Origin of the sequence: Lelliottia sp. 489 (genome assembly GCF_050435885.1) — a bacterium.
Lineage (GTDB): Bacteria > Pseudomonadota > Gammaproteobacteria > Enterobacterales > Enterobacteriaceae > Enterobacter > Enterobacter nimipressuralis.
In genome coordinates this window covers 1-14,100 of sequence record NZ_JBNDLC010000012.1, presented here as the reverse complement: position 1 = coordinate 14,100, position 14,100 = coordinate 1, and the positions used below count along the sequence as shown (strand labels likewise).

The window sequence follows — 14,100 nt, the reverse complement described above, 5'->3', positions numbered from 1 at the left end:
GCCCTGGTCAGCGTCCGCTGCTGACGTTTGCAGATTAAAAAAACACAGTCGATTCGACAACTGCTCAATGGTGACACTCCGAGGCTCCTCGAGAACATTTCGCCTCGTTGCATCGCGTTTCAACGTAACTGCGAGACGCGCCCCAGCCAGCTATCCCAGTCTTTCCAGACGGGCTGTAATCCCTGGGTGCTGAGCGCGTGGGCAACCTCTTCAGGCCGACGGCCATCGTGTGGGGCGAACTGCTCCAGTTCCGGATGATTATCGGCATAACCGCCCGGCTGGGTTTTGGAAAAGGCGCTGACGTTGTTAATGGCTAACGGAATGACCCGATCGCGAAACTCTGGCGATTCCCGTGTTGATAGCGACAGCTCCACTTCCGGTGCCAGCAGGCGAAACGCGCAGATCGTTTGCACCAGTTGGCGTTCATCCATGATCGACGCCGGTTCGATACCGCCAGCGCAGGGGCGCAGCCGCGGGAAAGAGATGGAGTAGCGGCTCTGCCAGTAGTGCTGCTGGAGCCACAACAAATGCTCCGCCACCATAAAACAGTCGACCCGCCAGCTGTCTGACAGCCCAATCAACGCGCCGAGACCGATTTTGTCGATTCCCGCGCGACCGAGTCGGTCTGGCGTTTCCAGGCGGAAGAAGAAATCCTGCTTTTTTCCCTTCAGGTGGTGCCGGGCGTACATCGCTTCGTGATAGGTCTCCTGATAGACCATCACGCCGTCCAGCCCAAGGGATTTCAGCTCCACGTACTCCTCTTCAGAGAGTGGCTGCACCTCCATCTGCAAGGACGAAAACCGGCGACGTATGGCCGGAACGTGCTGACGGAAATAGTCCATGCCCACTTTTCCCTGATGTTCACCGGTGACCAGCAACAGATGTTCAAAGCCCATCTCCCGGATGGCGTCACACTCACGAGCAATCTCATGCTCGTCGAGGGTTTTGCGCTTAATGCGATTGCTCATGGAAAAGCCGCAGTAAGTACAATCATTGGCGCACAGGTTGGAAAGGTAGAGCGGCACGTAAAAGCTCACCGTGTTGCCAAAACGCTGGCGAGTGAGCCGTTGCGCGCGCTGTGCCATTGGCTCCAGATAGGCGCTGGCGGCGGGGGAGAGCAGGGCCATCAGATCTTCGCGGGAGACATGACGCGCGTTCAGGGCGCGCTCGACGTCTGCGGCGGTTTTGCTGTTGATCCGCAGACGAATATCGTCCCAGTCCAGTTCCCGCCAGCGGTCGGCGAAGGTGCTCATGAGTACGCCTCCAGAAAGCCCGTTAGCGGGCTGGTGGCCTGCGCCTGAAAACTGCGCGAGCCAGGCCCGGACTGACGCGCCAGCAGGCCTGCCTCTACGGCCAGACGAAACGCGCGCGCCATCATCACCGGATCATCAGCCACTGCAATTGCGGTGTTGACCAGCACGGCGTCGGCGCCCATCTCAAGCGCCTGCGCCGCATGGCTCGGCACGCCGATACCCGCATCCACCACCACCGGAACGGTGGCCTGTTCGATGATAATTTCAAGCATCGCGCGGGTTTCCAGCCCCTGGTTGGAACCAATCGGCGCACCCAGCGGCATTACCGCCGCGCACCCGACTTCCTCAAGCCGTTTACAGAGCACCGGGTCCGCGCCGCAGTAGGGCAAAACTGTGAACCCTTGCTTGACGAGAATATCGGCTGCATTCAGGGTTTCGATGGGATCGGGCAGCAGCCAGCGCGCGTCGGGATGGATTTCCAGTTTCAGCCAGCTGGTGCCCAGCGCTTCGCGTGCCAGTTGGGCGGCAAACACCGCTTCTTCCGCCGTTTTCGCCCCGGATGTGTTGGGCAGAAGCGTCACGCCCGCCGCCAGAAGCGGGGCCAGGATCGCATCGCTGTGATGACGCAAATCCACGCGTTTCATCGCCAGCGTCACCAGCTCGCTGCCGCTCTCGCGAATGGCATCGACCATCAGCTGTGGCGAAGCGAATTTTCCGGTACCGGTGAAAAGGTGTGATTCAAAGAGTTTATCCGCAATACGTAACATATCAGCCTCCCGCGATGACCTGAAAAAGCAGGATCTGATCGCCATCGCGCACCTGCTGATGTTCCCACTGCTCACGCGGCAGGATCTGTTGATTAAGAGCCAGCGCCATACCCGGCTTCAGCTGGCGTAGCTGGTCGAGAAGGGCTGCGACGGTAAGCCCCGACACGCACTGCATCGGCTCATCGTTAAACAGAATGCGCATGCTGTCCTCCGCATACCGGGCACCCGCTGGCGCGCTGCAATGCCAGATGCCGCCAGTTTCCTGAACGGGCATCGAACATCCTCAGAGTATTGCGCGGGGTCGCCATTTTGCTGATGAGTTTGATCGCCTCCAGCGCCTGCAAGGTGCCCATCACGCCGACGACCGGCCCGAGAATCCCCGCCGTACGGCAGTTGCGCTGCGGCTCTTCATCGTCCGGCCACAGGCAGCGGTAGCAGCCCTGCGCCCACGGCGGCGTCAGCACCATCATTTGCCCGCCAAACCCAACGGCGCTGGCGGTTATGAGCGGCGTATCGAGGGCAACGCAGGCGGCGTTGATCGCCTGACGTGTCGCCATATTGTCGGTGCAATCCAGCACCACATCGGCGCGAGCGACCTCCTGATGGAGCGCGTCTCCCTCCAGCCGCTTCTGCACGGCAATGAGCGTAATGTCAGGGTTGAGCGCATTCAGCCGCTGGGTGGTGATCTGCGCTTTTGGCTGGTTAATGTCCTCGGTGGTGAACAGAATTTGCCGCTGCAAATTGCTCAGATGGACATCGTCGTCGTCGGCTAACACCAGCGTGCCGACGCCTGCGCCAGCCAGATAGAGCGCAGCAGGCGCGCCCAGTCCTCCGAGGCCGATGATCAACACCCGGCTGTCGAGAAGCGTTTGCTGACCCTCGACGGCGATATCGTCGAGCAGGATCTGGCGGCTGTAGCGCATGAAATCGCTGTCATTCATCGCCTGCTCCCGCCAGCTGCAACAGCTGTTCAGTGGCCGCCTGCCAGTCTGCTGCCTGCGTAATGGCGCTGACCACCGCGATACTGCCGACGCCGGTTTCCAGCACTGCCGGGGCACGCGCCAGGCTGATACCGCCGATAGCGACAGTCGGGTAATCACCCAGACGAGCCATATGGCGCGCCAGCTGCGCCAGCCCTTGCGGGGCTGACGGCATCTGTTTAGTTTGCGTCGGGAAGACGTGGCCGAGCGCGATATAGGAGGGGCGAGCGGTGAGCGCCACGTCGATCTCCATATCATCATGAGTCGAGACGCCCAGGCGCAGGCCTGCCTCGCGAATGGCGCTCAGATCGGTGGTCTCCAGATCTTCCTGACCCAGATGCACACCGTAGGCCTGATGCTTAATCGCCAGCTGCCAGTAATCGTTGATAAATAACCGGGCGTCAAAGCGGCGCCCCAGTTCGATGGCAGCTATTACATCGCTTTCCACCTCTTCGTCACGCTTGTCTTTGATGCGCAGCTGGAGCGTTTTGACGCCCGCCTTAAGCAGGCGCTCAATCCATTCCACGCTGTCGACGACCGGGTAAAGCCCTAAGCGCAGGGGCACCGGGAGGAAATCGGGCTGGTACATTACGCCTCCTCTTTTTTGAGGTAGATTTCGCCGCCTTTAGCGCGGAAGTGTTCTGACATGTCAGCCATGCCCACTTCGATCACCTGCTTGGCGGCGTAGTCACGCACTTCCTGGCTGATTTTCATTGAGCAGAATTTTGGCCCGCACATGGAGCAGAAGTTCGCCACTTTGCCGGACTCCTGCGGCAGGGTTTCATCGTGGTAGGCGCGCGCGGTGAATGGGTCGAGAGCCAGATTGAACTGGTCTTCCCAGCGGAATTCAAAGCGGGCTTTCGACATGGCGTTATCGCGGATCTGCGCGCCCGGGTGGCCTTTGGCTAAATCCGCCGCATGGGCGGCGATTTTGTAGGTGATCAGCCCCTGCTTCACGTCCTCTTTGTTCGGCAGGCCGAGATGCTCTTTCGGGGTGACATAGCAGAGCATGGCGCAGCCAAACCAGCCGATCATCGCCGCGCCGATACCGGAGGTGAAGTGGTCGTAGCCCGGTGCAATATCGGTGGTCAGCGGCCCGAGGGTGTAGAACGGTGCTTCGTGGCAGTGCTCCAGCTCTTCGGTCATATTGCGGCGAATCATCTGCATTGGCACGTGGCCAGGGCCTTCAATCATCACCTGCACGTCATATTCCCAGGCGATTTTGGTCAGCTCGCCCAGGGTGTGCAGCTCAGCAAACTGTGCTTCGTCGTTGGCATCGCGAATAGAGCCAGGACGCAGGCCGTCGCCCAGCGACAGGGAGACGTCGTAAGCGGCGCAGATTGCACAAATCTCGCGGAAGTGTTCGTAGAGGAAGTTTTCCTGATGATGAGACAGGCACCATTTCGCCATGATTGAGCCGCCGCGCGAGACAATCCCGGTCAGGCGTTTGGCGGTCATCGGCACGTAGCGCAGCAGTACACCGGCGTGGATGGTGAAGTAATCTACCCCTTGTTCGGCCTGTTCCAGCAGCGTATCGCGGAACGCTTCCCAGGTGAGATCTTCGGCGATCCCGTTTACCTTCTCCAGCGCCTGATAGATCGGGACGGTGCCAATCGGCACCGGGCTGTTACGCAGGATCCACTCGCGGGTTTCGTGGATGTAGCGCCCGGTGGAGAGATCCATCACCGTGTCCGCGCCCCAGCGGGTGGACCACACCAGTTTTTCGACCTCTTCTTCGATGGAGGAGGTGACCGCAGAGTTGCCGATATTGGCGTTCACCTTCACCAGGAAGTTGCGGCCAATAATCATCGGTTCCGATTCCGGGTGGTTTATGTTGGCAGGGATAATCGCCCGGCCAGCGGCCACTTCGTCACGCACGAATTCCGGCGTAATGTTCTCCGGCAGGCGAGCGCCAAAACCTTCGCCCGGATGCTGGTGGCGCAGAACTTCGCTGCGAATGCGCTCGCGCCCCATGTTTTCGCGGATGGCGATGAATTCCATCTCCGGCGTTACGATCCCCTGGCGTGCATAGTGCAGCTGGGTCACGCATTTTCCCGCTTTCGCCCGTTTCGGCGTCAACAGACCGGTGAAACGCAGCCCGTCCAGACCATCGTCCGCCAGCCGTTCTTTGGTGTACGCGGAGCTGCGGTCGGTCAGTGATTCGCTGTCCTGGCGCGCCTCAATCCACGGCTGACGCAGTTTTGCCAGCCCCTGCTGGACGTTGATGGCCACCTCCGCATCGCCATAAGGGCCAGAGGTGTCGTAGACCGGCACTGCTTCGTTATCTTCAAACTGGGGATTTTCTTTGCTGCCACCGATGAGTGTCGGGCTGAGCTGGATTTCACGCATCGGGACGCGGATATCGTCCTGCGAACCGGTGATGTAAATACGTCTGGAGTTCGGGAAAGCGGTGCCTTCCAGGGTGTCGATGAAGTGTTGTGCTTGTGCGCGCTGTTCGCGGCGGGTCAGTTTAGTTGCAGACATAGCTCATTCCAAAAAAGTAAGGAGTGGCTTGTCAGACGACGGATGAAGCAAGAGGTGTGATCACCCAGAGAGGGTGATACAACAGCATTTTGACTCTTGTTCCCTTCGCAGGTATTAGCCTGATCAGGTTCCGCGGATCCCGAATTAACGGTCTCAGCCCGGCTTTCGCACTGGGCACTCCGACAAGAAAACGCGCCTGCAGTGCAGGTGCGGTATTTGTAAATTACTCGTTAACGCTTAAGAACTCAAGCTGGCCGCGCGATGTTGTCTTCGTTGCTGGCTTTTGGATTGCCGTCCAGCACCAGGGCGATGAGCTTGTCTTCCAGCGTGAACCGCGCTTCCATCGCTTCGCCGAGATCGGAAAGGGCCTGCTGGAAATCCAGATAATTGTCCTGGTCGATGGCGTTTTCGAGCGTTGAGTCGTAATAGTCCATGATCTGCTGAGTATTGGCTTCCAGCAGTGGGTAGAGTTTCGTGGCCGCTAAATACGGGCTGGTCCCTTCCATTTCGCGAATAATACGTTCATATAGATTAAAATGACCGTCGGAAAGGTAGTCGACCAGGCTTTGACAAAAATCATCCAGCGCTTTTTCATTCAACCGCATATACGATTCTTTGCCAGGCTTAATGCCAACCAGATTGTAGTAGGCAACAAGCAAATGTTTGCGCACGTGCAGCCAGCGATCGACCAGGTCATGACTTCCTCCAACGCGCTCTGTCAGGCTTTGTAGCTGGTTTAGCATGTTTGACTCCACAAGGTTAAGATGAAAAAGCTGGCCACCCGGAAATGTAAGAATATTGTTATCAACATGCCTGTGAAGCAAAGGTAGTGCAATAGATATGGATCGTATAATTGAAAAATTAGATCGCGGTTGGTGGATCGTCAGCCACGAACAAAAATTATGGTTGCCCGGCGGAGAATTACCTTACGGCGAGGCAGGACGTTTCGATCTTGCGGGGCAGAGGGCACTCTGGCTCGGCGAATGGCAGGGCGATCCCGTGTGGTTGATCCAGCAACATCGCCATCACGAAATGGGATCGGTTCGCCAGGTGATCGATCTGGACGTCGGTCTGTTCCAGCTTGCCGGGCGTGGCGTGCAACTGGCAGAATTTTTCCGATCCCATAAGTTCTGCGGCTACTGCGGGCACACCATGCACCAGAGCAAATCCGAGTGGGCCATGCTGTGCAGCCACTGCCGGGAGCGCTACTACCCGCAAATCGCCCCGTGCATCATCGTCGCCATTCGTCGGGATGACACTATTCTGCTGGCGCAACACACTCGCCATCGCAATGGCGTGCATACGGTGCTGGCTGGCTTTGTCGAAGTGGGTGAGACGCTCGAACAGGCTGTTGCTCGCGAAGTGATGGAAGAGAGCAGTATCAAGGTTAAAAATCTGCGTTACGTCACCTCCCAGCCGTGGCCCTTCCCCATGTCGCTGATGACCGCGTTTATGGCGGATTATGACAGCGGCGATATCGTGATCGACCAAAAAGAGCTGCTGGAAGCCAACTGGTATCGCTACGACGACTTACCCCTTCTCCCGCCACCGGGCACCGTGGCGCGTCGTCTGATAGAAGATACCGTCGCGATGTGTCGGGCCGACTATGAATGAATCACATGTTACACTGGCGGCATGACGCTTAAGGAACTGCAAAAATGACCGAACTGAAGAACGATCGTTATCTGCGTGCGCTGCTGCGCCAACCCGTTGATATCACCCCGGTGTGGATGATGCGCCAGGCGGGCCGTTATTTGCCGGAGTACAAAGCCACGCGCGCCGAGGCGGGCGATTTTATGTCCCTGTGCAAAAACGCCGAGCTGGCCTGCGAAGTCACGCTGCAGCCGCTGCGCCGTTTTCCACTCGATGCGGCGATCCTTTTTTCAGATATCCTGACCATTCCGGACGCGATGGGGCTGGGTCTCTATTTCGAAACCGGCGAAGGCCCGCGTTTTACCTCACCGATTAAGAGCAAAGCTGACGTCGATAAACTGCCGATTCCAGACCCTGAACAGGAGCTGGGCTACGTCATGAACGCGGTGCGCACTATTCGCCGCGAGCTGAAAGGCGAAGTGCCGCTGATTGGCTTCTCCGGTAGCCCGTGGACCCTGGCGACGTATATGGTTGAAGGTGGTAGCAGCAAAGCCTTCACGATGATCAAAAAGATGATGTACGCCGAGCCGCTGGCGCTGCATGCGCTGCTCGACAAACTGGCGAAAAGCGTCACTCTGTATCTCAATGCGCAGATTAAAGCGGGTGCGCAGTCGGTCATGATTTTCGATACCTGGGGCGGAGTGCTGACCGGGCGCGATTATCAGCAGTTCTCCCTGTACTACATGCACAAAATTGTTGATGGTCTGCTGCGTGAAAACGAAGGCCGTCGCGTGCCAGTGACGCTGTTCACCAAAGGCGGCGGGCAGTGGCTGGAAGCGCTGGCCGCGACCGGCTGCGATGCGCTGGGTCTCGACTGGACGACCGATATTGCCGATGCGCGCCGTCGCGTGGGTGACAAAGTGGCGCTGCAGGGCAATATGGACCCCTCCATGCTCTATGCGCAGCCGGCACGCATCGAAGAAGAAGTGGCGACTATTCTGGCCGGATTTGGTCAGGGTGAAGGGCACGTCTTTAACCTCGGCCACGGTATTCATCAGGATGTACCGCCAGAGCACGCAGGCGTATTTGTCGAGGCGGTGCACCGCCTTTCTGCCCAGTACCACCAGTAGGGAGTGATTATGGATCTCGCGTCATTACGCGCTCAGCAAATCGAACTGGCCTCCTCGGTGATCCGAGAGGATCGTCTGGATGTGAATCCCCCGGCGTTGATCGCCGGTGCCGATGTCGGGTTTGAGCAGGGCGGGGAAGTGACGCGAGCCGCGATGGTGCTGTTAACCTATCCCGCGCTGGAGCTGGTGGAGTACAAAGTGGCGCGCATCGCCACCACCATGCCCTACATTCCTGGTTTTCTCTCCTTTCGTGAATACCCCGCGCTGCTGGCAGCGTGGGAGCAACTCTCGCAAAAACCCGATCTTTTGTTCGTCGATGGTCATGGGATTTCCCACCCGCGACGCCTCGGCGTGGCCAGCCATTTTGGTCTGCTGGTGGATGTGCCGACAATTGGCGTGGCGAAAAAGCGGCTGTGCGGCAAGTTCGAACCGCTTTCCGCCGAACCGGGTGCTCTCGCACCGCTGATGGACAAGGGCGAGCAGATGGCGTGGGTCTGGCGCAGTAAAGCGCGCTGTAATCCGCTGTTTGTGGCGACGGGTCATCGCGTGAGTACCGACAGCGCACTGGCGTGGGTGCAACGCTGCATGAAAGGCTACCGTTTACCGGAGCCGACGCGCTGGGCTGACGCAGTGGCGTCGGCGCGTCCGGCATTTGTTCGTTGGCAGGAAATTCAGCGTTGATTCAGGTAAACTGCGGCTAATTTCCGATTCGAGACATCATCATGTTACAAAACCCGATTCATCTGCGCCTTGAGAAGCTGGAAAGCTGGCAGCACGTCACCTTTATGGCCTGTCTGTGCGAGCGCATGTATCCCAACTATGCCACGTTCTGCAAGCAGACTGGATTTGGTGAAGGCCAGATTTATCGTCGTATTCTCGACCTGATTTGGGAAACGCTCACGGTCAAAGACGCTAAGGTGAATTTCGATTCTCAGCTCGAAAAACTGGAAGAGGCGATCCCGTCGGCGGATGACTACGATATGTATGGCGTCTACCCGGCTATCGACGCCTGCGTGGCACTGAGTGAATTGCTTCACTCCCGTCTGAGCGGTGAAACTCTGGACCATGCCATCGAAGTCAGTAAGGCGTCCATTACCACCGTGGCGATGCTGGAAATGACCCAGGAAGGTCGCGAAATGACCGATGAAGAGCTGCGAGCGAACCCTGCGGTTGAGCAGGAGTGGGATATTCAGTGGGAAATATTCCGACTTTTGGCCGACTGCGAAGAACGCGATATTGAGCTGATAAAAGGGCTGCGCGCGGACTTACGCGAGGCGGGTGAGAGTAATATTGGTATAATTTTTAACCAATGAGACAATAAAACGTGATTTAACGCCTGTTTTGTCGCACCTCGACTCTTCCCTTCTGCCCCCCGTCTGGTCTACATTTGGGGGGCGAAAAAAAGTGGCTATCGGTGCGTGTATGCAGGAGAGTGCTTTTTTGGCATTTTCGTCGCACTCGATGCTTAGCAAGCGATAAACACATTGAAAGGATAACTTATGAACAAGACTCAACTGATTGATGTAATTGCGGACAAGGCTGATCTGTCTAAAGTGCAGGCTAAAGCTGCTCTGGAATCCACCCTGGCTGCTATTACTGAGTCTCTGAAAGAAGGCGATGCTGTACAACTGGTTGGTTTCGGTACCTTCAAAGTGAACCACCGCGCTGAGCGTACTGGCCGCAACCCGCAGACCGGTAAAGAAATCAAAATCGCCGCTGCAAACGTACCGGCATTTGTTTCTGGTAAAGCACTGAAAGACGCTGTTAAGTAAGACGGCGTGGCCGTGAACAGTTTTAACAAGGGGGCGGTTTCGCCCCTTTTGTTTTCATGGCGCCGTCCGCTCGCGCTGGCGGGCATGCTGTTGCTCACTGCCTGCAGCCATGACTCCTCTCTGCCGCCGTTTACCGCCAGCGGATACGCTGACGATCAGGGCGCGGTACGAGTCTGGCGCAAAGACTCTGGTGACGACGTTCACCTGCTCTCCGCATTCAGCCCATGGCACAACGGCAATACCTCTACGGCGGAATACCGCTGGCAAGGCGATGCGCTGTCGCTGATTGAACTCAATATCTACAGTAAAACGCCTGAACACGTGCGCGTGCGCTTTGATGACCACGGTGAGCTGAGCTTTATGCAGCGCGAGGTCAACGGCCAAAAACAACAGCTCTCCAGCGATCAAATCGCCCTGTACCGCTACCGGGCAACCCAGGTGCGCCAGACCAGCGATGCGCTGCGTCAGGGACGCGTGGTGCTACGTCAGGGGCGCTGGCATCCTGATGGCACAGTCACCACCTGTGAAGGGCAGACCGTTAAGCCCGATCTCGAAGCCTGGGCGAAAGAACATATCGAACGGCGTCAGCGACACTCTTCGATGGAAGTGAGCATTGCCTGGCTTGAAGCGCCAGAAGGGTCACAGCTGCTGCTGGTGGCAAACGAAGATTTCTGCACGTGGCAGCCGACGGAAAAGAATTTCTGATATCAGTGCCCCCTCCGGACGGAGAGGGCGAATAGTTTTTACTGTTCTTGCTCGCGGGCAATCGCACGATAACCAATATCACCGCGGCTAAAGCTGCCGTTCCAGTGGATATCCTTCATCAGCGCGTAAGCGCGTTTCTGCGCGTCGGCCACGGTGTTACCCAGCGCGGTGGCGCACAATACGCGGCCCCCGTTAGTTAACACGCGATCGTCTTCTGCCAGTTTGGTGCCAGCATGGAACACTTTACCGCCGTCGACCTCTTCCAGCGGTAAACCGTGGATCTCATCGCCATTGTTGTAGTTGCCGGGATACCCGCCGGCAGCGATCACGACGCCCAAAGAGGCACGCGTATCCCACTCGGACGTTTTCTCATCCAGCTTGCCGTCACAGGCGGCCAGGCACAGTTCCACCAGATCGGATTTCATGCGCAGCATGATCGGCTGCGTTTCCGGATCGCCAAAGCGGCAGTTGAACTCGATAACTTTTGGGTTGCCCTGCTTATCGATCATCAGCCCGGCATACAGGAAACCGGTGTACGTGTTGCCTTCGGCGGCCATGCCTTTCACGGTAGGCCAGATGATGCGATCCATCGTGCGCTGGTGGACTTCGTGAGTCACCACCGGCGCCGGAGAGTAAGCGCCCATGCCGCCGGTGTTCGGACCAGTATCGCCATCACCCACACGTTTGTGATCCTGGCTGGTGGCCATCGGCAGGACATGTTCGCCATCGACCATCACGATAAAGCTCGCCTCTTCGCCGTCGAGGAACTCTTCGATCACGATGCGGTGCCCAGCGTCGCCGAAAGCGTTACCTGCCAGCATATCCTGAACGGCCGCTTCGGCTTCTTCGAGGGTCATCGCCACGATCACGCCTTTACCGGCAGCCAGACCGTCGGCCTTGATGACAATCGGAGCGCCTTTTTCGCGCAGATACGCCAGCGCAGGCTCCACTTCGGTGAAATTCTGATACTCACCGGTCGGGATTTTGTGACGCGCAAGGAAATCTTTGGTGAAGGCTTTAGAGCCCTCGAGCTGCGCCGCGCCTTCCGTTGGGCCGAAGATTTTCAGGCCCGCTGCGCGGAACGCATCTACCACGCCAATCACCAGCGGCGCTTCCGGGCCGACGATGGTCAGATCGATTTTCTCATTCAGGGCGAAGTTCAGCAGTGCCGGAATATCGGTCACGCCGATCGCGACGTTCTGCAGAGCAGGTTCCAGCGCGGTACCGGCATTCCCCGGTGCCACGAAGACGGTTTCAACCAGAGGCGACTGTGCCGCTTTCCACGCAAGGGCGTGTTCGCGCCCGCCGTTACCAATCACTAATACTTTCATTGTCTGCTCCGGAGATTAATGGCGGAAGTGACGCATGTCGGTGAAGATCATTGCGATGCCATGTTCGTCGGCAGCAGCAATCACTTCGTCATCGCGGATTGATCCGCCCGGCTGGATAACACAGGTGACGCCAGCCGCCGCTGCGGCATCAATACCGTCGCGGAACGGGAAGAAGGCGTCAGAGGCCATGGCGGAGCCTTTCACTTCCAGCCCTTCATCGCTGGCTTTGATACCGGCGATTTTCGCGGAGTAAACGCGGCTCATCTGGCCTGCGCCAATGCCGATGGTCATATTCTCTTTGGAATAGACAATGGCGTTGGATTTAACGAATTTCGCCACTTTCCAGCAGAAGAGCGCATCACGCAGTTCCTGCTCGGTCGGCTGGCGTTTGCTGACCACACGCAGATCGCCAGCGGTGACCATGCCCAGATCGCGATCCTGAACCAGCAGGCCGCCGTTAACACGTTTGAAATCCAGAGCCGGTACGCGCTCAGCCCACTGGCCGCAGACCAGCACGCGGACGTTCTGCTTAGCGGCGGTGATCTTCAGGGCTTCTTCAGTCGCGGAAGGAGCAATGATCACTTCAACGAACTGGCGGGAGATGATCGCCTGCGCCGTTTCGGCATCCAGTTCGCGGTTGAAAGCAATGATGCCGCCGAAAGCGGAGGTTGGGTCGGTTTTGTATGCGCGATTGTAAGCTTCCAGAATGGAAGTGCTTACGGCGACGCCGCATGGGTTCGCGTGTTTGACGATCACACAGGCCGGTTCGTTGAACTCTTTCACGCACTCCAGCGCCGCGTCGGTATCGGCGATGTTGTTATAGGAAAGCGCTTTGCCCTGGACCTGCTGAGCGGTGGCAACGGAAGCTTCTTTGATCTCTTCTTCTATATAGAAGGCTGCGTTCTGATGGCTGTTCTCGCCGTAACGCATATCCTGCTTCTTAATGAAGTTCAGATTCAGGGTACGCGGGAAGCGGCCAGCAGGCTCTCTGCTTTCACCGTGATAGGCCGGAACAAGACTACCGAAGTAGTTGGCGATCATGCTGTCGTAAGCAGCGGTGTGTTCGAATGCTTTGATGGCGAGGTCGAAACGGGTTTCCAGCGTCAGGGAGCCTTCGTTGGCATCCATCTCGTTAATGATGGTGTTGTAGTCACTGCTCTTTACCACGATAGCCACATCTTTATGGTTCTTCGCGGCGGAGCGCACCATGGTTGGGCCGCCGATGTCGATATTCTCGACCGCATCTTCCAGAGAGCAGTTTTCGCGGGCGACGGTCTGGGCGAAAGGATAGAGGTTAACAACTACCATATCGATCGGCGCAATCCCGTGTTGATCCATGATGCCATCATCCTGACCGCGACGACCGAGAATGCCGCCGTGCACTTTTGGATGCAGGGTCTTTACGCGTCCATCCATCATTTCCGGGAAACCGGTGTAATCGGACACTTCGGTTACCGGCAGACCTTTATCTGCTAACAGGCGAGCGGTTCCGCCAGTGGACAGCAGCTCTACACCGCGTGCAGAAAGTGCCTGAGCGAATTCGACGATACCGGCTTTATCAGAAACACTGAGCAGAGCGCGGCGGACTGGACGACGTTGTTGCATGGTAAATCCCCTGGATTTCACGATTACAGAGAGCGTTAGATGAATTTTCCTTTAAAAAACTCATCTAACACACCTGACAGGGCATCCTTGCATGGCGCGTGCATTTTAACGAAAACGTTTGCGCAACGCTCGCGAATTTTCAAATTTTCGTTGGGTTGTGGATAAGTCTGTGTGCAAAAGGGTATAAGGCGGGGTTTTGCTGTGGAATGCAGCAGTCAGTCATTTTTCTGTCATTTAGCGGTTGCGGGCTGACGAGAACTCCCTATAATGCGCCTCCATCGACACGGCAGATGTGAATCACTTCACACAAACAGCCGGTTCGGTTGAAGAGAAAAAATCCTGAATTTCAGGGTTGACTCTGAAAGAGGAAAGCGTAATATACGCCACCTCGCAACGGTGAGCGAAAGCCGCGTTGCACTGCTCTTTAACAATTTATCAGACAATCTGTGTGGGCACTCAAAGTGACATGGATTCTAAACG

The 14,100-nt window shown here is 57.3% G+C and carries 15 protein-coding genes and 1 riboswitch; of the genes, 6 read left to right on the top strand and 9 right to left on the bottom strand.

What is annotated here, in order from left to right:
* Positions 1-119 precede the first annotated feature (119 nt).
* The 7 genes from thiH to rsd form a co-directional block, all read right to left on the bottom strand.
* Positions 120-1,253 (bottom strand): 2-iminoacetate synthase ThiH, encoded by a 1,134-nt coding sequence (thiH, locus tag ABIE11_RS21460; protein WP_429185384.1) that lies wholly within the window; start codon positions 1,251-1,253, stop codon positions 120-122.
* Positions 1,250-2,020, bottom strand: a complete 771-nt coding sequence (gene thiG, locus ABIE11_RS21455; protein WP_429185383.1) for a thiazole synthase — start codon at positions 2,018-2,020, stop codon at positions 1,250-1,252. The genes thiH and thiG overlap by 4 nt, the downstream gene beginning before the upstream one ends.
* A 1-nt stretch (position 2,021) precedes the next feature.
* Positions 2,022-2,222, bottom strand: coding sequence for a sulfur carrier protein ThiS (thiS, locus tag ABIE11_RS21450; protein ID WP_194514475.1), 201 nt, complete (start codon positions 2,220-2,222; stop codon positions 2,022-2,024).
* Complete coding sequence (locus ABIE11_RS21445; protein WP_429185382.1) at positions 2,206-2,961, bottom strand: HesA/MoeB/ThiF family protein; 756 nt, start codon at positions 2,959-2,961, stop codon at positions 2,206-2,208. Before ABIE11_RS21445 ends, thiS begins: the two co-directional genes overlap by 17 nt.
* Positions 2,954-3,589, bottom strand: coding sequence for a thiamine phosphate synthase (gene thiE / locus ABIE11_RS21440; RefSeq protein ID WP_429185381.1), 636 nt, complete (start codon positions 3,587-3,589; stop codon positions 2,954-2,956). Before thiE ends, ABIE11_RS21445 begins: the two co-directional genes overlap by 8 nt.
* Positions 3,589-5,484, bottom strand: a complete 1,896-nt coding sequence (thiC, locus tag ABIE11_RS21435) for a phosphomethylpyrimidine synthase ThiC (protein WP_429185380.1) — start codon at positions 5,482-5,484, stop codon at positions 3,589-3,591. The genes thiE and thiC overlap by 1 nt, the downstream gene beginning before the upstream one ends.
* An 83-nt stretch (positions 5,485-5,567) precedes the next feature.
* Positions 5,568-5,676: riboswitch (TPP riboswitch) on the bottom strand.
* Positions 5,677-5,729: 53 nt separating this feature from the next.
* Positions 5,730-6,227, bottom strand: coding sequence for a sigma D regulator (rsd, locus tag ABIE11_RS21430; protein ID WP_409256681.1), 498 nt, complete (start codon positions 6,225-6,227; stop codon positions 5,730-5,732).
* A gap of 97 nt (positions 6,228-6,324) precedes the next feature.
* Between rsd and nudC the strand changes: the two genes are divergently transcribed.
* The 6 genes from nudC (at position 6,325) to ABIE11_RS21400 (ending at position 10,684) form a co-directional block, all read left to right on the top strand.
* The gene (gene nudC / locus ABIE11_RS21425; protein WP_123429646.1) at positions 6,325-7,098 is read left to right on the top strand and encodes an NAD(+) diphosphatase; all 774 of its coding nucleotides are present in this window, start codon (positions 6,325-6,327) and stop codon (positions 7,096-7,098) included.
* Positions 7,099-7,142: 44 nt separating this feature from the next.
* On the top strand, positions 7,143-8,207 hold the full coding sequence (gene hemE, locus ABIE11_RS21420; RefSeq protein WP_102105769.1) for a uroporphyrinogen decarboxylase: 1,065 nt from the start codon (positions 7,143-7,145) through the stop codon (positions 8,205-8,207).
* Between the two features lie 9 nt (positions 8,208-8,216).
* A complete protein-coding gene (gene nfi / locus ABIE11_RS21415) occupies positions 8,217-8,888 on the top strand; it encodes a deoxyribonuclease V (RefSeq protein WP_429185378.1) in 672 nt (223 codons plus the stop codon).
* A 41-nt stretch (positions 8,889-8,929) separates the two neighbouring features.
* Complete coding sequence (locus ABIE11_RS21410) at positions 8,930-9,520, top strand: YjaG family protein (RefSeq protein WP_100778093.1); 591 nt, start codon at positions 8,930-8,932, stop codon at positions 9,518-9,520.
* Positions 9,521-9,706: 186 nt separating this feature from the next.
* Positions 9,707-9,979, top strand: coding sequence for a nucleoid-associated protein HU-alpha (gene hupA, locus ABIE11_RS21405; RefSeq protein WP_002445246.1), 273 nt, complete (start codon positions 9,707-9,709; stop codon positions 9,977-9,979).
* Between the two features lie 12 nt (positions 9,980-9,991).
* Complete coding sequence (locus ABIE11_RS21400) at positions 9,992-10,684, top strand: DUF1481 domain-containing protein (RefSeq protein ID WP_100780783.1); 693 nt, start codon at positions 9,992-9,994, stop codon at positions 10,682-10,684.
* A gap of 38 nt (positions 10,685-10,722) precedes the next feature.
* On the opposite strand, the gene purD is transcribed toward ABIE11_RS21400, so the two are convergent.
* Together purD and purH are read right to left on the bottom strand one after the other, a co-directional pair.
* Positions 10,723-12,015, bottom strand: a complete 1,293-nt coding sequence (purD, locus tag ABIE11_RS21395) for a phosphoribosylamine--glycine ligase (protein ID WP_429185377.1) — start codon at positions 12,013-12,015, stop codon at positions 10,723-10,725.
* A gap of 15 nt (positions 12,016-12,030) precedes the next feature.
* A complete protein-coding gene (gene purH, locus ABIE11_RS21390) occupies positions 12,031-13,620 on the bottom strand; it encodes a bifunctional phosphoribosylaminoimidazolecarboxamide formyltransferase/IMP cyclohydrolase (protein ID WP_319424195.1) in 1,590 nt (529 codons plus the stop codon).
* Positions 13,621-14,100 lie beyond the last annotated feature (480 nt).

Bases quoted from the DNA above. Each gene is read 5' to 3' on its own strand.
- thiH (WP_429185384.1), bottom strand. From the start codon at position 1,253: ATGAGCACCTTCGCCGACCGCTGGCGGGAACTGGACTGGGACGATATT.
- thiG (WP_429185383.1), bottom strand. From the start codon at position 2,020: ATGTTACGTATTGCGGATAAACTCTTTGAATCACACCTTTTCACCGGT.
- thiS (WP_194514475.1), bottom strand. From the start codon at position 2,222: ATGCGCATTCTGTTTAACGATGAGCCGATGCAGTGCGTGTCGGGGCTT.
- ABIE11_RS21445 (WP_429185382.1), bottom strand. From the start codon at position 2,961: ATGAATGACAGCGATTTCATGCGCTACAGCCGCCAGATCCTGCTCGAC.
- thiE (WP_429185381.1), bottom strand. From the start codon at position 3,589: ATGTACCAGCCCGATTTCCTCCCGGTGCCCCTGCGCTTAGGGCTTTAC.
- thiC (WP_429185380.1), bottom strand. From the start codon at position 5,484: ATGTCTGCAACTAAACTGACCCGCCGCGAACAGCGCGCACAAGCACAA.
- rsd (WP_409256681.1), bottom strand. From the start codon at position 6,227: ATGCTAAACCAGCTACAAAGCCTGACAGAGCGCGTTGGAGGAAGTCAT.
- nudC (WP_123429646.1), top strand. From the start codon at position 6,325: ATGGATCGTATAATTGAAAAATTAGATCGCGGTTGGTGGATCGTCAGC.
- hemE (WP_102105769.1), top strand. From the start codon at position 7,143: ATGACCGAACTGAAGAACGATCGTTATCTGCGTGCGCTGCTGCGCCAA.
- nfi (WP_429185378.1), top strand. From the start codon at position 8,217: ATGGATCTCGCGTCATTACGCGCTCAGCAAATCGAACTGGCCTCCTCG.
- ABIE11_RS21410 (WP_100778093.1), top strand. From the start codon at position 8,930: ATGTTACAAAACCCGATTCATCTGCGCCTTGAGAAGCTGGAAAGCTGG.
- hupA (WP_002445246.1), top strand. From the start codon at position 9,707: ATGAACAAGACTCAACTGATTGATGTAATTGCGGACAAGGCTGATCTG.
- purD (WP_429185377.1), bottom strand. From the start codon at position 12,015: ATGAAAGTATTAGTGATTGGTAACGGCGGGCGCGAACACGCCCTTGCG.
- purH (WP_319424195.1), bottom strand. From the start codon at position 13,620: ATGCAACAACGTCGTCCAGTCCGCCGCGCTCTGCTCAGTGTTTCTGAT.